16 protein-coding genes and 1 tRNA gene are annotated in these 16,949 nt (G+C 62.3%); all 17 read left to right on the forward strand.

The window, feature by feature from the left end:
- Nucleotides 1-16: 16 nt before the first annotated feature.
- Nucleotides 17-667: a DedA family protein gene (locus A3M3_RS0111045; protein ID WP_028266375.1), complete on the forward strand. Its 651-nt coding sequence runs from the start codon at nt 17-19 to the stop codon at nt 665-667.
- A gap of 240 nt (nt 668-907) precedes the next feature.
- The gene (locus tag A3M3_RS0111050; protein WP_035742720.1) at nt 908-1,600 is read left to right on the forward strand and encodes a DedA family protein; all 693 of its coding nucleotides are present in this window, start codon (nt 908-910) and stop codon (nt 1,598-1,600) included.
- Nucleotides 1,601-1,628: 28 nt separating this feature from the next.
- The gene (locus A3M3_RS0111055) at nt 1,629-2,783 is read left to right on the forward strand and encodes an adenosine deaminase (protein WP_028266377.1); all 1,155 of its coding nucleotides are present in this window, start codon (nt 1,629-1,631) and stop codon (nt 2,781-2,783) included.
- A gap of 88 nt (nt 2,784-2,871) precedes the next feature.
- Nucleotides 2,872-3,510: a MazG nucleotide pyrophosphohydrolase domain-containing protein gene (locus A3M3_RS24750; RefSeq protein WP_035741637.1), complete on the forward strand. Its 639-nt coding sequence runs from the start codon at nt 2,872-2,874 to the stop codon at nt 3,508-3,510.
- A 93-nt stretch (nt 3,511-3,603) separates the two neighbouring features.
- Nucleotides 3,604-4,884, forward strand: a complete 1,281-nt coding sequence (gene eno / locus A3M3_RS0111065; RefSeq protein ID WP_028266378.1) for a phosphopyruvate hydratase — start codon at nt 3,604-3,606, stop codon at nt 4,882-4,884.
- 156 nt (nt 4,885-5,040) lie between these two features.
- Nucleotides 5,041-5,727 carry an FtsB family cell division protein gene (locus A3M3_RS0111070; RefSeq protein WP_028266379.1) on the forward strand — a complete coding sequence of 229 codons (687 nt, stop codon included), beginning with the start codon at nt 5,041-5,043 and terminating at the stop codon, nt 5,725-5,727.
- A 56-nt stretch (nt 5,728-5,783) separates the two neighbouring features.
- On the forward strand, nt 5,784-6,500 hold the full coding sequence (locus A3M3_RS24755; RefSeq protein ID WP_051423122.1) for a DUF501 domain-containing protein: 717 nt from the start codon (nt 5,784-5,786) through the stop codon (nt 6,498-6,500).
- On the forward strand, nt 6,497-7,444 hold the full coding sequence (locus tag A3M3_RS0111080) for a Ppx/GppA phosphatase family protein (RefSeq protein WP_028266380.1): 948 nt from the start codon (nt 6,497-6,499) through the stop codon (nt 7,442-7,444). The genes A3M3_RS24755 and A3M3_RS0111080 overlap by 4 nt, the downstream gene beginning before the upstream one ends.
- On the forward strand, nt 7,444-8,820 hold the full coding sequence (locus A3M3_RS0111085) for a S8 family serine peptidase (RefSeq protein WP_028266381.1): 1,377 nt from the start codon (nt 7,444-7,446) through the stop codon (nt 8,818-8,820). The genes A3M3_RS0111080 and A3M3_RS0111085 overlap by 1 nt, the downstream gene beginning before the upstream one ends.
- A 70-nt stretch (nt 8,821-8,890) precedes the next feature.
- On the forward strand, nt 8,891-10,330 hold the full coding sequence (locus A3M3_RS0111090) for an NAD(P)/FAD-dependent oxidoreductase (protein ID WP_028266382.1): 1,440 nt from the start codon (nt 8,891-8,893) through the stop codon (nt 10,328-10,330).
- Between the two features lie 123 nt (nt 10,331-10,453).
- Complete coding sequence (locus A3M3_RS0111095; protein WP_028266383.1) at nt 10,454-11,392, forward strand: N-acetyltransferase; 939 nt, start codon at nt 10,454-10,456, stop codon at nt 11,390-11,392.
- Between the two features lie 40 nt (nt 11,393-11,432).
- Nucleotides 11,433-11,506: transfer RNA gene (locus A3M3_RS0111100), tRNA-Leu, on the forward strand.
- Between the two features lie 243 nt (nt 11,507-11,749).
- Nucleotides 11,750-12,979, forward strand: coding sequence for a branched-chain amino acid ABC transporter substrate-binding protein (locus A3M3_RS0111105; RefSeq protein ID WP_028266384.1), 1,230 nt, complete (start codon nt 11,750-11,752; stop codon nt 12,977-12,979).
- 81 nt (nt 12,980-13,060) lie between these two features.
- Complete coding sequence (locus A3M3_RS0111110; protein WP_035741639.1) at nt 13,061-14,080, forward strand: branched-chain amino acid ABC transporter permease; 1,020 nt, start codon at nt 13,061-13,063, stop codon at nt 14,078-14,080.
- Nucleotides 14,077-15,282 (forward strand): branched-chain amino acid ABC transporter permease, encoded by a 1,206-nt coding sequence (locus A3M3_RS0111115; protein ID WP_028266386.1) that lies wholly within the window; start codon nt 14,077-14,079, stop codon nt 15,280-15,282. Before A3M3_RS0111110 ends, A3M3_RS0111115 begins: the two co-directional genes overlap by 4 nt.
- Nucleotides 15,275-16,162 carry an ABC transporter ATP-binding protein gene (locus tag A3M3_RS0111120; RefSeq protein WP_035741641.1) on the forward strand — a complete coding sequence of 296 codons (888 nt, stop codon included), beginning with the start codon at nt 15,275-15,277 and terminating at the stop codon, nt 16,160-16,162. The genes A3M3_RS0111115 and A3M3_RS0111120 overlap by 8 nt, the downstream gene beginning before the upstream one ends.
- Complete coding sequence (locus tag A3M3_RS0111125) at nt 16,149-16,862, forward strand: ABC transporter ATP-binding protein (protein WP_028266388.1); 714 nt, start codon at nt 16,149-16,151, stop codon at nt 16,860-16,862. The genes A3M3_RS0111120 and A3M3_RS0111125 overlap by 14 nt, the downstream gene beginning before the upstream one ends.
- Nucleotides 16,863-16,949 lie beyond the last annotated feature (87 nt).

Consider the following 16,949-nt stretch of genomic DNA (forward strand, 5'->3'; position numbering starts at 1 on the left):
GTTCGTTGGGCAGACTGTGCAAGCCATCAACGACTTCATCCTCGCCGCAGCCGGGCAGCCCTGGGTCTTGCTTCTGGTCTTTGCCTGCTGCGTGATCGACGGTTTCTTCCCGCCTATCCCCAGCGAGTCGGTGGTGGTGGGGCTCGCGGCCGTTTCCGCGACGACGGGGGTGCCGAGTGCGTGGCTGCTGATTCTCGTGGGAGCGCTGGGGGCTTTCACGGGGGACAATATTGCCTACTTGATCGGCCGCCGAATAGGTGTCCGGCGCTGGAGGTGGATGCGTTCCCAAAGGATGCAAGGGGCCTTCCGGTGGGCTGGACGGGAACTTCGACGCCGGGCCGCGTCACTGATCATTGTGGCCCGTTTCATTCCCATCGGCCGTGTGGCGGTCAATCTCACGGCCGGTGCCACGCATTTCTCACACGGCATGTTCGTGGCGCTCACGGCCGTGTCTGCCGTCCTGTGGGCCAGTTACTCCGTGGCTATCGGTTTGTTCTTCGGCCAGTGGTTCGAACACAATCACCTGCTCGGGGCAATCATCGCGATCGTCGCGGCAGTCATCCTGGGCCTCATCGTGGACCGGATCATCAGCAAACTCCGCGGTGCAACGCCCACCACGGAAGTGGACGAAGAAGCGGGCGAACCCGAAGGGGAACCGGTCCAGTAGGCGGGATCGTAAACCTGGGGCGGCGATGTCTCCTCCCTGGGTATGAACCGTCCGTACGGGAAGATCCATCCCGGGGAGGATGCCTTGGCCGGGTCTTCCGGACTAGCGTTAAGTTGTGTTCCTCTCCGGCCGGGGCGTAGCGAACGACGCTCCGGCCGTGGGACACTGGATAGCGACCTATGTCACCAAACCGTGTGACTTTCCTTGAGGAGCAATGCCTGCGTGGAATTCATGAACCACATGCTCGAGCACGCCGCCGGGCAACCGTGGATCTATCCGGTCCTCCTGGTCTTCTTCTTCATTGACGGCTTTGCCACGATCCTTCCGAGTGAAACCGCGATCGTCGGGCTCTCGGCCCTGGCAATGCACCGGGGCGAGCCCAATCTGTGGCTCCTCGGCGCTACCGCGCTTGTCGGGGCCATGGCCGGTGACAACATGGCCTACATCCTTGGCCGCAAGATCGGTTTGGACCGTTGGAAATGGATGCGCAAGCCGAAGGTCCAGAAGATGTTCGCTTGGGCCCACTACGAACTGGACAAGCGCGGCGCAGTCCTTATCTTCACCGCACGGTATATCCCCTGGGGCCGTGTGGCGGTGAACTACGTGGCTGGACAGACAGGATTTCGCCACAAGACCTTCTTCTGGCTGGATGCCTTCGCCTGCTTCACCTGGGTGGGGTATTCGATCGGGGTCGGCTCACTAGCCGGCCACTGGGTGCACAACAATCCGCTCCTGGGAGTCGGAATTGCCGTGGCATTCGCTGTGGTGCTCGGTGTGATCGTCGACCACACGCTGCGTTGGTGGCACAAGCACCTCGAAAAGAAAGACGCCGAAAAGAAGGAAGCGGCTCCCGCGGAAGCGGCTACCGCGGAAGATGCAGATGCCGCCGTCAACGCGACGGCCGGCGTCGAGCGCTCGAAGCGCGCTGGCTAAGCACCTTCCGTCCCCCTAGAGTTGAGGGGTGACTGACCCCATTGTTGATGCCGCCCCTGCCCTTGACTTCGACCTGAAGAGCCTGCCGAAGGTTTCCCTTCACGACCATCTGGACGGGGGACTTCGCCCGGCTACCATCATCGAGCTGGCGGAGGCCGTCGGCCACACACTGCCTTCGACGGATCCCGTAGCGCTGGGCCAGTGGTTCCGTGAGTCGGCCGATTCCGGTTCTTTGGTCCGCTACCTCGAGACCTTTGATCACACGATCGCCGTCATGCAGACCAAGGAAGGCCTGGCGCGGGTTGCCAAGGAGTTCGTTGAGGACCTGGCTGACGACGGAGTCGTGTACGGCGAGATCCGTTGGGCACCTGAGCAGCATCTCCAGAAGGGTCTCACCCTGGACGAGGTTGTGGATGCCGTCCAGGAAGGGCTCGACGCCGGCGTGGACGCCGTGGAGGAGTCCGGCCGCCAGATCCAGGTGGGTCAGCTCATCACGGCGATGCGCCACGCTGACCGCGGCCAGGAAATCGCTGAGCTCGCCGTGCGTCACCGCTACAACGGGGCCGTCGGTTTCGACATCGCCGGAGCCGAAGACGGCTTCTTGCCCTCCCGTTTCAAGGATGCGTTCACCTACCTGGCCCAGCACAACTTCCCGGCTACCGTGCACGCCGGCGAGGCAGCAGGACTGGAAAGCATCCAGTCCGCCCTTGTGGACGGACGTGCCCTGCGCTTGGGCCACGGCGTGCGTATCGCGGAGGACATCACCGTGGACTTCGAGGACGCCGAGGGCGAAGAAGCCGCCGACGACGCCGAGGATACCGTTGGCATGGTCACGTTGGGTGAAGTGGCTGGTTGGGTCCGCGATCGTGGCATTGCGCTGGAAATCTGCCCTTCGTCCAATCTGCAGACCGGAGCGATCGCGAATTTCGGCGAAGGCATCGAGAACCACCCGCTGGACATGCTCTACCAGCTCGGCTTCAACGTCACCATCAATACGGACAACCGGCTCATGAGCGGCGTGACGCTCACCGACGAGTTCGAACTTCTCGTGGAGACCTTCGATTATGATCTCGACGATCTCCTGGAGCTGACCCTGAACGCTGCCGAGTCTTCGTTCCTACCGCTCGACGAAAAGGAAGCCCTGGTGGAGTACATCAACGACGCCTACGCCAACCTTGGCTAACCAGACGCCTGCAGGGGTCCCCGGCCGAGCTTGCGAGGTTGGGGAGCTGCTGGGGAAAATTGCCTCGTTGCGGGAGCACTGTCCGTGGATGGGTGCGCTGACCCACGAATCCTTGGTGGAGTACCTGATCGAGGAAGCGTACGAGGTGGTCGACTCGATCGAGGCCGGCGCGTCCGGTTCCGATACTGCCGACGAACTCCGTAGCGAGCTGGGCGATGTGCTGCTTCAAGTGGTGCTGCACGCCCGGCTCGCCGAGGAACGCGGACAGTTCACCTTCGACGACGTCGCCCGGACCATTACGGAAAAGATGGTGCGGCGCAATCCCCATGTCTTCAGGCCGGACGGAAGCTTGCAGGATTCCTTCCCGGCCACCGTGGAGGAGATCGTCGAAAAGTGGGATGCCGTGAAGAAGGCAGAAAAACCTGAACGCTCGGATCCTTTCGAGGGCATTCCACCCCACCTGCCGGCCCTCGCCCTGGCGCAAAAGTCCCTTGACCGTGCCGAGCGCGCGGCGCGCTCGGGTGGTGCGGAACGCGGTGGCCGCCCCGTTGCGGCGGCGGAGGTTCCCGACTCGGAAGCTGCGCTTGGAGACTTGCTGCTTGCCGTCGTCGCGGGCTCACGGGAGAAGGGGCTCGACGCCGAACGGGCCTTGCGCGGCGCCGTCCGCCGCTACCAGGGACGCGACGGAGAAGCCACAAAACGTGAGGAGCCCGACGCTGTTCCGTAACGTTGGCCGGTCTCGACTAGGCTAGTGGCGACGAGGACGTCGAGAATTTCCCTCAAGATTCCCAGTAAATCGCTTCACCATAAGGAGCAGTCCATGGCGCTTATCGATGCCATCCACGCCCGCGAGATCCTTGACTCCCGCGGAAACCCGACAGTAGAAGTTGAAGTTCTGCTTTCCGATGGCCAGATCGGCCGCGCGGCAGTTCCCTCCGGCGCTTCCACCGGCGAGCACGAAGCCGTTGAACTGCGCGACGGCGACAAGGGCCGTTACCTCGGCAAGGGCGTCCAGAAGGCCGTTGACGCCGTTATCGATGAAATCGCCCCGGCCCTGATCGGCTTCGACGCCACGGACCAGCGCAGCATCGACCAGGCCATGATCGATCTCGATGGGACCCCGAACAAGGGCAAGCTCGGCGCTAACGCCATCCTCGGCGTTTCCCTCGCCGTGGCCAACGCAGCTGCTGCGTCCGCAGACCTTCCCCTGTACAAGTACCTCGGTGGCCCGAACGCCCACGTCCTGCCCGTCCCGCTGATGAACATCCTCAACGGCGGCTCCCACGCCGACTCCGACGTGGACATCCAGGAATTCATGATTGTCCCGATCGGTGCCGAGACCTTCTCCGAAGGCCTGCGCTGGGGCGTTGAGGTGTACCACAACCTCAAGTCCGTCCTACAGGCCAAGGGCCTCTCCACCGGTCTCGGTGACGAGGGTGGCTTCGCACCGAACCTGCCGTCCAACCGCGCCGCACTGGACCTGATCCAGGAAGCCATCAAGAACGCCGGCTACACCCCGGGCAAGGACATCGCCCTGGCACTGGACGTCGCCTCCTCCGAGTTCTACAAGGACGGCGCCTACCAGTTCGAAGGCAAGGCACTCTCGGCCACCGAGATGAGCGCCTACTACGCCGAACTCGTTGCCGATTACCCGCTGGTCTCCATCGAAGACCCGCTGGACGAAAACGACTGGGAAGGCTGGAAGACCCTCACCGACTCCATCGGCGACAAGGTCCAGCTGGTTGGCGACGACCTCTTCGTGACCAACCCGGTCCGGCTGCAGCAGGGCATCGACTCGGCTACGGCCAACTCCTTGCTCGTCAAGGTCAACCAGATCGGTTCGCTGACCGAAACCCTGGACGCCGTTTCCTTGGCCCAGCGCTCCGGCTACACCACCATCACCTCGCACCGCTCCGGCGAAACCGAAGACACCACCATTGCTGACATCGCCGTTGCCACCAACGCCGGCCAGATCAAGACCGGTGCCCCGGCCCGCTCCGAGCGTGTTGCCAAGTACAACCAGCTGCTGCGCATCGAAGAAGAACTCGACGACGCCGCACGCTACGCCGGCCGGAGCGCCTTTCCGCGTTTCAAGGGCTAGTATCCGCTGAAACAGCTGGCCGGTGGCTATGGTGGAAAGACCATAGCCACCGGTTCTGTTTAACGAAATGTGCGAGCACTTCGGCAACCGCAGGCTCCGTGAGGCACGCAACGCGCAGCAACCCGCCAGGCAAGCACCAGGCATTACAGGAGTGTCATGGCCACCCGCCGCCCCAAGGTCCCCCGGGCAGATGCCCTGGGCCGCTCGCCCCAAAAGAACCCCGACGGCGGTCACGTTATCCGTGCCGACTTCGGTGAGCCCCGCAATCCAACCCGTGCGCAGCCGGAGACTCCGGCGCACGCGCGCTCCAGCTCGGCGTCCAATGCCAGCGCCGAAGACAGCACACGGAACGGCGGCGCGCAAAACAAAGGACAGCCTGCCGCTAAGGCTGGATCTCCGGCGCCGAAGCCAGGACATTCGAATCCGGGCGACAGCCACAAAAGCGCCCGCCCGGTACCGGCAAAGGCCTTCTCCGGCCGCATGATTGCCCTCGCCGTGGTGATGATCGCGATCACCATCATGCTCGCGCCCACGGTCAAAATCTGGTTGGAGAAAAAGGCGGAAATCTCCGGACTGGAAGCCGACATCGCGAGCAAAAAGACCGAGCAAGCCAGCCTTGAGAAGCAGATCACACGGTGGCAGGACCCCAACTATGTGAAACAACAGGCCCGGGACCGCATTAACATGGTTATGCCGGGTGAAGCAGGCTACTGGGTGTTTGGTGGAGATGTTCCCGCCGGCACACCGGGCGGAAGCACCGGCTCAGGAGCTTCCGGAAGCCCGAGCAATCTGCCTTGGGTAGATGGGCTGTGGGAATCCATCAGGCGCTCGGCAACAGACTAGACGCGGTGCCCGCCGCCGTCGCGCCCGGAAGGGTGCGGCCAAACAGGGCAGGAAGGATGGCAGCGCCAGTGGAGAACAACTCGGCACCTGCATCGCAGGAGTCCCGCAAGCCATCAGCACACGATCTTGAAATCCTTAGCCGGCAGCTGGGACGGCCGGTGCGCGACGTCGTCGAAATCCCGGCGCGCTGTGTGTGTGGCAACCCGCTCGTCGCCGCCACCGCGCCTCGGCTGAGCAACGGCACCCCGTTTCCCACGACGTTCTACTTGACCCACCCCGTCATCACCGCCGCTGTGTCAAGGCTTGAAGCCGGTGGGCTCATGAATGAGATGAACGAACGGCTCACGGCCGAGGAACCGTTGGCCGCGGCATACCGGGACGCCCACGAAGCCTATCTCCGGGCCCGTGACGAGATCGCCGGACGTGCCGGAACCGGAGAAGTCCCCGAGATCGCAGGCGTCTCTGCCGGAGGCATGCCCACCCGCGTCAAGTGCCTGCACGTCCTGGTTGGCCATTCCTTGGCCGCTGGCCCCGGGGTCAATCCGCTCGGCGACGAGGCCATCGAGGCGATCAGTGAATGGTGGACCGCGGACCGCTGCTACTGCGACGGTGCGTGGGACAGCGCTGGAGAGGTACCGTCCAGAGACCTCAGCCGTCACGGGCCGCAGGGCCTGCCGGACATCGTGGGCCGTCCCGCGCCGGTCCGCAAATCCAAGTCCTCTTCGGCAACACAGCCGCTGGACGAATCAATCGTGGGGGAGCGCGACGCATGAGCCGGGTAGCTGCCATCGATTGTGGCACCAATTCGATCCGCCTCCTGATCGCGGATTCCAACGGTATCGATGCAGGATCCCCATTGCATGATGTTGTCCGTGAGATGCGCGTGGTGCGCCTGGGACAGGGAGTGGACGCGACCGGCGAGCTCGCCCCGGACGCCCTTGAGCGCACCTTTGCGGCCACCAGCGACTACGCCGAGATGATCCGCCATCATGGAGCCGGGAGGGTCCGCTTCGTGGCCACCTCCGCGAGCCGCGACGCCCGCAACCGGGACGTCTTCGTTGACGGAATCCGGGATCTGCTGGGCGTTGAACCCGAGGTCATTTCCGGCGACGAGGAAGCCGCTTTATCCTTCGCGGGCGCAAGCAGCGTGTTGCCGTCTCGCGGCAAGGACCCGGTGCTTGTCGTGGACCTTGGAGGTGGAAGCACTGAGTTCGTCCTGGGCGACTCCGACGGGGTCATCGCCGCCAAATCCGTTGATATCGGCTGCGTTCGGCTGACCGAACGGCACCTCCGCAACGATCCTCCGACGGCGGAGCAGATCGCCGCAGCGGAAGCCGACGTCGACGCAGCCATTGACCTCGCGAGCCGCACGGTCCCGCTTGGCCAGGCCACCGCCGTCGTGGGCGTTGCGGGCTCCATCACCACGATCACGGCGCATGCCCTGGGCCTGAATGAGTACGATCCCGCGCTGATCCACGGTGCCAGCCTTGACTTGGCGACCATCAGCGACGCGGCCACGAGCCTACTGGAAATGAGCCGCGAAGAGCGTGCCCGGCTGCCCTACATGCATCCGGGACGTGTCGATGTCATCGGGGCCGGAGCACTCGTGTGGCGCCGCATCCTTCAGCGCGTGGCTGAGCTCGGAGATGGCTCCATCAGCGAGGCTGTTTCCAGCGAACATGACATCCTCGACGGCATCGCCCTGAGTATTCGCTGATGACGCTGCAACACCGCTGGCGCCGCCGAGCCGCGTCGGCCACGCTGGCCGCCATGCTCGCCGGGGGAAGCCTGGCAGGGACCCTGCTCACTGCGCAAGCGGCGTCCGCGGACTCCTGGCGGGACAAGGAATACTGGCTCAACGATTACGGCATTTCCGCCGCTTGGCAGGTATCCAAGGGCGCGGGCGTGAAAGTGGCCATCATCGACAGCGGGGTGGATGGGCAACACCCGGATCTCAAGGGTGCGGTGGTCGGCGGAACTGACGCTTCCGGCGCCGGCGATCCGGACGGACAAAAGAGCATCGGGGCCAAACCGGAACACGGGACCCTCGTCGCTACGCTGTTGGCCGGGCGCGGACACGCTTCAGCCGACGCATCGGCGTCGGCTTCTCCCTCGCCCGCTTCCGGCGTCGGTCCGGACGGAATCGTCGGCGTTGCCCCCGAAGCCGAGATTTTGTCCGTTTCCGCATGGCTCGGCTCGCCGAACCCGGCGGGAAAGACGGACCAGGAACAGATTCCCGAAGCCGTTCGATGGGCGGTGGACAATGGGGCCAAGGTCATCAATATTTCCCTCGGCAGTACTTCCCCTGATTGGCCCCAGAGCTGGGACGCGGCGTTCCTCTATGCCGAACAGAAGGACGTGGTGATCGTGGCCGCTGCAGGCAATCGGATCGGCGGAAATGTCCAAGTGGGCGCACCTGCCACCATTCCGGGGGTCTTGACCGTGGCAGGTCTTGACCGGAACGGTACGGCCAGCGTCGACGCTTCTTCGCAGGGGATCAGCATCGGCGTTTCGGCCCCGGCGGAAAATCTGGTGGGTGGACTCCCCGGGGGAAGCTACGAAGATTGGGCCGGCACGTCCGGCTCCGCGCCGATTGTCTCGGGAGTTGCGGCACTCATCCGATCGAAATGGCCGGATATGAGCGCCAAGCAGGTCATCAACCGGATTGTGTCCACCGCGGAGGATGCCGGAGTGGCCGGCAAGGATCCCATTTACGGCTACGGGATCCTCAACGCCGAGGCGGCGCTCACGGCCGATGTTCCCGAGGCCACGAGCAATCCGGAGGGGTCCATCGCGGACTGGATCCGGGTCCATCGCCGCGGCGACCTCAGCAACCCCACACCTAGTCCAAGCGCCAAACCGAGCAGCCCCCCGGCCGCATTGGCGGACCCCACGGTTCCTGTCGCGAAGACGCCAACCGAGGCCGATACGGCCGTTCCGGCAACAGTGGTCCTTGGCTTTGGGCTGCTGTTCGCGGGGATTATTGCGGGTGCCTCGATCCACTTGACGCGCGCTTACCGGATTTCCCACGGGCTTCGTAAGGAACCCCGGACCTCCGGTGTCGAGGTTGTCGATCCGGGTACCAGGAAGTAGCGTCCCACGCCGTGGGAGGCCTCGGAATCTAGTTAGTGAAGATTTTCACAAGGTGCTGTACCCTAGTCTTATGGCAACCACCCCTGAGCTCATTGACCGTCCCCGTGTTCTCGTTGTCGGCGGCGGATACGTCGGCCTGTACGTAGCACTCAAGCTGCAGAAGAAGATCGCTAATGCCGGCGGAATCGTTACCGTCGTCGATCCCCTTCCCTACATGACGTACCAGCCCTTCCTTCCCGAAGTGGCCGGCGGCAACATCGAGGCACGCCACGCCGTCGTCTCCCATCGCCAGCACCTCAAGCAGACGGAACTCATCCAGGGCCGCGTTACCAGCATCGACCACCAGAACCGCACCGCCGTTGTTGCTCCGGCCGACGGTGGAGATCCCTTCGAGATCCCCTACTTCGACGTCGTGGTTGCCGCCGGCGCCATTACCCGCACCTTCCCCATCAAGGGCCTGGCTGACGAAGGCATCGGTCTGAAGACCATCGAAGAAGCAGTGGCTCTGCGTAACAAGGTCCTTGAACGCATCGAGGTCGCGTCCACCATGACGGACGCCGCTGAGCGCGCCAAGGCCCTGACTTTCGTGGTTGTAGGTGGCGGATTCGCCGGTATCGAGTGCATCACCGAGATGGAAGACCTTGCCCGCGCTGCCGTGAAGAACAACTCGCGCATCCGCCAGGAAGAAGTCCGCTTCGTCCTTGTCGAGGCCATGGGCCGCATCATGCCCGAGGTCACTGCAGCCCAAGCCGAGTGGGTAGTCGGACACCTGCGCAGCCGTGGCATCGAGGTCCTCCTCAACACCTCCCTGGACAACGCCGAGGGTAGCCTCAAGCTCATCAACCTGCCGGACAAGACCCCTGCACAGGAATTCGAAGCCGACACCCTTGTGTGGACTGCAGGCGTGCAAGCCAACCCGATGATCCGCTCCACCGACTTCCCGCTCGAGCCCCGCGGCCGGGTCCGTGTTCTCCCGGACCTGCGTATCGCAGGTGACGAGGGCATCATCGACAACGCGTGGGCGGCCGGCGACATTGCTGCCGTTCCGGACCTCACCGGAAGTGGCCTGCCCGACGGTACCTGCGTCCCGAACGCACAGCACGCACTGCGCCAGGCCAAGCGTCTCGCCAAGAACCTGTGGGCCTCCCGCTGGGACAAGCCCATGTCCGACTACAAGCACAAGAACCTCGGTGCGGTTGCCGGCTTCGGCGAATGGAAGGGTGTTGCCAACATCAACATCCTGGGCCGTATCGGCCTCAAGGGCGGCCTCGCCTGGTTGGCGCACCGCGGGTACCACGGCCTGGCCATTCCGACCGGTGAGCGCAAGGTCCGCGTGATCTTCAACTGGCTTCTCGGCATGATCATGGGCCGCGACACCACCCAACTGCTGGATCTCGACAACCCGCGCGGAGCCTTCGTGGCAGCGGCCACCCCGGCCCCCAAACCGGCTGCCGCACCCGCCCCGGCCGCTGAGCCGGCCAAGGCCCCGGTCACCGCTGACGCCAAGTAGCAAACGCCAAGCAGTCCCGCCGACGGCGGCCGCTTCCCACGCAGGAGGCGGCCGCCGTCGGCGTTTAATTGCCGGAGTCTCGCGGCCGGCCCGGCCGCGAGGGGGTGTCTTAGACTTGGCAGTATGGCTGGCGAAAGCGATCTGACGACCCTCCTGAGATCCATGCACCCCATAGCACGCGACGGTGACTACGTCTACGCGCTATGGCCACACGGCAAGGCCCTTGAGGGCGGCGTCGAAGCCGCTGTCCGCGAAGCGGAGGGCCTCACCGTGGTGTTGCGCCGCGAGGAAGCCGAGCGCTTGGGGTTGTCCTACGATTTCGTCGCGGCATGGATCACTCTTCAGGTTCACTCTGCGCTGGAAGCAGTGGGACTCACCGCCGCCGTCAGTTCCGCTCTCACGGCAGCCGGTATCAGCTGCAACGTCCTGGCCGGATTCCATCACGACCACCTCTTGGTTCCTTCGGCACAGCGCGGGCACGCGATGCAGGTTCTGGAACTGCTGGGCCAAGGCGTCGTGTTGCGGACGGAAACGCCGGCCGACCGCGGGGAAGTGTTGGAGCTGACAGCCAGCGCATTCTCGATCAGCCCGGTCACCGGACTGCCGGTCGAAGGGAGCCCGGCGGAGGTAAAGCTGCTGCAGGAACTGTTCCACTGCGATGGGTACCTCCCGGAGTTCAGCATCGTGGCCGAGATCGGCGGGGAGATCGTGGGGCACGTCATCAGCACCCGCGCTTGGATCCGTAGCCCAGGCCGGGACGGCGATCTCCCGCTCCTGGGACTGGGCCCGATCAGTGTGCAGCCGCACCTGCAGCGACGCGGCATCGGGTCTGCGCTCCTGCGGGAAACCGCCCGCCGGGCCGAGGACGCGGGCGAGCCGGGAATCGCGCTGTTGGGCAGCACTGAGTACTATCCGCACTTCGGATACCTTCCCGCCCGCGAGCTGGGGGTGACGGCGCCCGAGCCCGCGTGGGGAGACCATTTCCAGCTGTTGCCCCTCAAAGCCTGGCCCGACGGCGCCAGCGGCACCTTCCGCTACGCAACGCCGTTCCAAACTCCCTAGGACCAAACTGGGGCGTGCGTTGGGTTACCATTGTCCGGGCGCCCCAGTAGCCCAATTGGCAGAGGCAGCGGACTTAAAATCCGCGTGTTGTGGGTTCGAGTCCCACCTGGGGCACGGACGCGAAATGCGATCCGTGCCGCCCCCTCTTGATTCCCCAAGCTGAACCGTGACGGGAAATTTACTTTCCGTACATACGAGGTGTTTGTCCGCGCGCGGCGGTGATCCACCGTTATTAGATCCTGACCTGCATATATGTGTTCTAGGACACATATTTGGTAGTACTCTCATGGAACATGTTCGAAGTGAAAGTGACTTCGGGCGAATGACCACGAATCATACGCACCGCGGAGGCTATTTATGTACAGGAAGCAAGTCATTTCGGCGATTGCAGCGGCGGCCACCCTTGGCATGCTAGTGGCTGGCTGTGCGAACCAGACCGCTCCTAGCGGCACGGACACTTCGGGGACCAGCGGCAGGATCAACATCCCTGCAATCTCCAAAGTCGACGTTCCTGCCGGGGCCGTTTTGCCTGCGGGCGATGGCAAGGGAACATGCCCGTCTACCACCACCATTGCGTATGCCGGTGCAGAGACAGGACCCAACGCCCAGCTGGGCATCAACATCTTCAACGGTATCCAACTGGCCGTCAACCAGCACAACACTGCGAACCCCGGCTGCCAGGTCCAGTTCAAGAAATTCGACACTGAAGGCGATCCGAACAAGGCCACTGGACCGGTGACCCAGATCGTTTCCGAACCGGACATCATCGGAGTGGTGGGTTTGCCCTTCTCCGGAGAGTCCAAGGCCACAGGCAACATTTTCGAGCAGAAGGGCCTGGTCCACATCACGCCTTCCGCCACCAATCCGAGCCTGACCAAGAACGGCTGGACCACTTTCTTCCGCGCCCTCGGCAATGACGCCGTCCAGGGCCCTGCTGCGGCGAAGTTCCTCACGGACAAGCTGCAGGCGAAGAAGGTGTATCTGGTTCAGGACGACTCTGACTACGGCATCGGATTGGGAACCACCACGTCCCAGGCCCTTGGCTCCGCGATGGTGGGGTCCGATAAGGTCGTCACCGGTCAGAAGGACTTCTCGGCCGTGATTTCCAAGATCATGAACGCCAAGGCAGACACCGTCTACTACGCCGGCTATTACGCAGAAGGCGCCCCCTTCGACCAGCAGCTGGTCGGAAAGGGATTCACCGGTTCCTTCGTGGGCCCGGACGGTGTGAAGGATGACCAGTTCATCAAGCAAGCCGGCGATGCCTCGTCCAACTCGTACTTCACCTGCCCCTGCATCCCAGGCGAACTGATCCCGAGCTTCGAGTCGGAGTACAAGAAACTGGCCAACGCTGAGCCTGGAACCTACTCCATTGAAGGTTACGACGCAGCCACTGTCCTCCTTTCGGGTATCGACAAGGGCAAGCAGTCCCGTGCGGACCTGCTCTCCTGGGTTAAGTCCTACGATGCAGACGGCCTGTCCAAGCACTACAAGTGGGATTCAACCGGCGAACTGGCAACCCCGGATGTTTACGGTTACAAGGTTGAGAACGGCAAGATCGTTCCCATCGGCGTCATCGGAAAATAACAACGGAAGCCCAGGTGAATGCTGGGGGTTAGCATCCATGCCGACCCCCAGCATTTCTTTTGATCACATCAGGAAGTGCCCATGATCAGCGAAGTAATTCCGGCCCTGCTCCACTCCGTCCCCATGGACGACACGTGGATCACCTTCGACGTAAACTCCTTTACCCAGAACTTCTGGAGTTCCACCTTTGACGGGTTGACCTTCGGCGCAATTTACGCGCTCGTTGCCCTCGGCTATACCCTCGTCTACGGCGTTCTCAACCTCATCAACTTCGCCCATTCGGAAGTCTTTATCGTGGGCTGTTATGGGGTGTTCTTCACCCTCAGCGCCCTCAATTTTGGACCATCCGCTCCACGACTGGCTTTTTGGGCAATTGTCGGGAACCTCGTCCTTGCCCTTGTTGTGGCGATTATTGCCTCGGCCTTGACGGCGGTCATCGTGGAACGCGTGGCTTATAAACCATTGCGCCAGCGCAAGGCGCCCCGCTTGGCATTCTTGATCACCGCCATTGGTGTTTCCTTTGCCATTCAGTACACAATCTACTGGTGGCGCGGACCTAGCCCCGAGGCCGCCTTGACCATGTTCCGGCCACTGCCGATTTTCGATGTCTTCGGGACAATTGTCGACTCACAGCAAGTGGTCATTGTCATCGCTGCGATTATCCTGATGATTGCCACCGATCAGTTCATTAGGCGATCCCGGACCGGACGAGGAATTCGTGCTGTCGCGCAGGACCCGGACACCGCAACTTTGATGGGTGTCAACAAGGAAAAAATCATCGTGACAACCTTCATTATCGGCGGTATTTTGGCCGGAGCAGCGGCTTTGTTTTACGTCATGAAGATCCCGTCGGGAGTGCAGTACAACGGCGGATTCATCCTCGGGGTCAAGGCCTTTGCGGCAGCTGTTCTCGGGGGCATCGGCAATGTGCGCGGCGCCCTGCTGGGCGGTTTGCTGATCGGTTTGATCGGAAATTACGGCCAGGTGCTTTTGGGCAGCTCACAATGGACTGACGTTGTCGCCTTCGTGGTCCTGGTGTTGGTATTGATCGTGCGACCCGAAGGTATCTTGGGTAGCTCGCTAGGAAAGAGTAAGGCATGAGCACCACAGACGGCCCCACGCTTATTCCGGATGATGCAGCGGCGCAGGAAATTGCCGACCGTGAAGCGAAGATGCGGCCCCGCCGAGGTTGGTTCCCGGGGCTCGGTGATAGATGGAATGCCCTCCCACGCCAGACCCAATGGCTGATCCTGATCGTCGTCGTTGTCATCGCCTACTTGCTCCCCATTCTCAATCCGCCGTTGATCACCACTGAACCGGGAAACAACTGGCAAATTGCGCTCGCGCAAATGTCGGTCTATGCCTTGGTGGCTGTGGGCCTGAACGTCGTGGTCGGCTACGCGGGCCTTCTGGACTTGGGTTACGTGGCCTTCTTTGCCCTGGGTTCCTATACCGCAGCGATGTTCACCAGCCCGGACTCGCCTTATGTGCACATCCCCTACTTGTGGACGCTTCCGCTGGCGATGGCTGTGGCCATGTTCTTCGGAGTGGTCCTGGGTGTCCCCACGCTGCGCCTGCGTGGGGACTACTTGGCTATCGTCACCCTTGGTTTTGGTGAGATCGTGCGCATTTTGGCCACAATCATTCCCGCAATGAAAGGCCAGGTTGGTTTTCAGAACGTCGGCCATCCTCCTGGAACGGATTCAAGCGGTCAAACGATCTTCCAGAACTCGAACGGAACTCCGTGGTATTGGCTGACGCTGACCATTATCATCGTGGTGCTCCTGGCCGCTGGAAACCTGGAGCGTAGCCGTGTGGGACGGGCGTGGATTGCCATCCGCGAGGATGAAGATGCCGCTGAAATCATGGGCGTTCCCACTTTCAAGTACAAGGTGTGGGCTTTCGCCATTGGTGCTTCCGTGGGCGGACTCTCGGGTGCTTTGTTTGCCGGCCAGGTTGGCTTTGTCAATAATCAGAAGTTCGATATCGCCACCTCGATCCTTTTCGTTGCCGCTGTTGTCATGGGCGGCACCGGAAACAAGGTCGGAGCGCTACTTGGCGGCTCGCTCGTGGCATATATTCCGCTCCGATTCACAGCGATTGCCGAGTTCAAGTATTTGATCTTTGGTGCGGCGTTGGTGATCATCATGATCTTCCGCCCCGGCGGCCTGCTCCCGGCACGCCAGAGTCTCCTTGCGTACGGACGTTTGGCTTACAACAAGCTCAAGGGTTTCGCGGTGGGCGGTAACCCCGCTTCGGGCAAATTAGTGGCGCAACCGGGCAAGGAGGCTGGCAATGAGTGAAGCGATCGAACCGGACATTGATGTCGACGCGCTCAAGGAACAGGGCGTGGACCTTGAAGTTGCCGAGAGGGTGGCCCCCGAGAGGGATATCGTCACCAAGGTTGGCGAAGCCTTGGTCCAGGTCCAAAACCTCACCGTCAAGTTTGGTGGCCTGACGGCCCTGGACAATGTCACGTTCGATATCAACCGTGGCGAAATCCTGGGTTTGATCGGGCCTAACGGGGCCGGCAAAACCACCTGTTTCAACGCCATGACCGGTGTGTACAAGCCAACTTCGGGAAAGGTCTTGCTGGAAGGCCAGTTGCTCAACGGATTGCCGCAGCACAAGATTACCCGCCGAGGTTTAGCGCGGACCTTCCAGAACATCCGCCTTTTTGGTGAGATGACAGCCTTGGAAAATGTCGTCGTCGGTCTCGACGCGCGTCACCGAACAAGTGTTGGCGGCGCGCTCCTGCGCTTGCCGACCCACGTCCGGGAAGAGAAGACCGCCATTGAACGAGGCATGGCACTGCTTGAGTTCGTGGGGATCGCCGATCACGCGCATTTCCTGTCGCGGCACCTGCCTTACGGGTACCAGCGCCGTCTGGAAATTGCGCGGGCACTCGCCACCGATCCCAAAGTCCTGTGCCTGGATGAGCCGGCGGCCGGGTTCAATCCTGCTGAAAAGGAAGAGCTCATGGCCCTGATCCGCACCATCCGGGATGACGGCTACACGGTACTGCTCATTGAGCACGACATGAAGCTGGTCATGGGCGTAACAGACCGGATCGTGGTCCTGGAGTTCGGGAAAAAGATCGCCGACGCAATTCCGAAGATCATTCGCGATGACCCGAAAGTTATTTCCGCCTATCTCGGGGAGCCTGAAGATGACGTTGCTTGAGCTGAAGAACATATCCGTCCACTATGGCCGGATCCAAGCCATTTCCGACATGTCATTCAGCGTCGAAGAGGGTGAAATCGTCTCGCTTATCGGCGCCAACGGTGCTGGCAAGACCACCACCATGAGGACCATCTCGGGATTGCTGAGTCCGTCAGCTGGCTCCATCACTTTCGCCGGCAAGGACATCACCAGGATGAAGGCGCACATTCGCGTCGTCCGGGGTATTTCACAGGCGCCGGAGGGCCGGGGAATCTTCCCGGGCATGACGGTAATGGAGAACCTCGACATGGGTTCCTACGGCCGCAAGGACCGGACGAAGGTGGGTGATGATTTGGAGCGCGTGTTCGACCTTTTTCCGCGTTTGAAGGAGCGTATCAAGCAGCTGGGCGGCACCATGAGCGGCGGCGAACAACAAATGCTTGCCATTGGCCGTGCACTGATGTCCAATCCCAAGTTGCTGCTGCTGGATGAACCTTCCATGGGGCTTGCCCCGCAATTCATCCGACAGATCTTCAAGATTGTCACCGAGATCAACAACCAGGGAACCACCGTGCTTCTGGTGGAACAGAACGCCAACCAGGCGTTGGCCCGGGCGCATCGTGCCTTTGTCCTTGAAACCGGATCAATTACGCACCGCGGCACGGGCAAGGAATTGCTCGCCAACCCGGCGGTCAAGGAAGCGTACCTGGGCGTCGGATAGTCGCGTCCGCCGGCACCTCGAGCGCAAGCGGGGTGCCGGCGTCGGGGGGCCGGTGGAACTTTCCCTGCACACCAAGCGTGGGAATTG

This window comes from Arthrobacter sp. MA-N2, assembly GCF_000517125.1.
In the GTDB taxonomy this organism is placed as follows: Bacteria; Actinomycetota; Actinomycetes; order Actinomycetales; family Micrococcaceae; genus Arthrobacter; species Arthrobacter methylotrophus.

Coding starts and splice junctions, on each gene's coding strand:
- A3M3_RS0111050 (WP_035742720.1), top strand. CDS start 908: ATGCTCGAGCACGCCGCCGGGCAACCGTGGATCTATCCGGTCCTCCTG.
- A3M3_RS24750 (WP_035741637.1), top strand. CDS start 2,872: ATGGGTGCGCTGACCCACGAATCCTTGGTGGAGTACCTGATCGAGGAA.
- eno (WP_028266378.1), top strand. CDS start 3,604: ATGGCGCTTATCGATGCCATCCACGCCCGCGAGATCCTTGACTCCCGC.
- A3M3_RS0111070 (WP_028266379.1), top strand. CDS start 5,041: ATGGCCACCCGCCGCCCCAAGGTCCCCCGGGCAGATGCCCTGGGCCGC.
- A3M3_RS24755 (WP_051423122.1), top strand. CDS start 5,784: ATGGCAGCGCCAGTGGAGAACAACTCGGCACCTGCATCGCAGGAGTCC.
- A3M3_RS0111080 (WP_028266380.1), top strand. CDS start 6,497: ATGAGCCGGGTAGCTGCCATCGATTGTGGCACCAATTCGATCCGCCTC.
- A3M3_RS0111085 (WP_028266381.1), top strand. CDS start 7,444: ATGACGCTGCAACACCGCTGGCGCCGCCGAGCCGCGTCGGCCACGCTG.
- A3M3_RS0111090 (WP_028266382.1), top strand. CDS start 8,891: ATGGCAACCACCCCTGAGCTCATTGACCGTCCCCGTGTTCTCGTTGTC.
- A3M3_RS0111095 (WP_028266383.1), top strand. CDS start 10,454: ATGGCTGGCGAAAGCGATCTGACGACCCTCCTGAGATCCATGCACCCC.
- A3M3_RS0111105 (WP_028266384.1), top strand. CDS start 11,750: ATGTACAGGAAGCAAGTCATTTCGGCGATTGCAGCGGCGGCCACCCTT.
- A3M3_RS0111110 (WP_035741639.1), top strand. CDS start 13,061: ATGATCAGCGAAGTAATTCCGGCCCTGCTCCACTCCGTCCCCATGGAC.
- A3M3_RS0111115 (WP_028266386.1), top strand. CDS start 14,077: ATGAGCACCACAGACGGCCCCACGCTTATTCCGGATGATGCAGCGGCG.
- A3M3_RS0111120 (WP_035741641.1), top strand. CDS start 15,275: ATGAGTGAAGCGATCGAACCGGACATTGATGTCGACGCGCTCAAGGAA.
- A3M3_RS0111125 (WP_028266388.1), top strand. CDS start 16,149: ATGACGTTGCTTGAGCTGAAGAACATATCCGTCCACTATGGCCGGATC.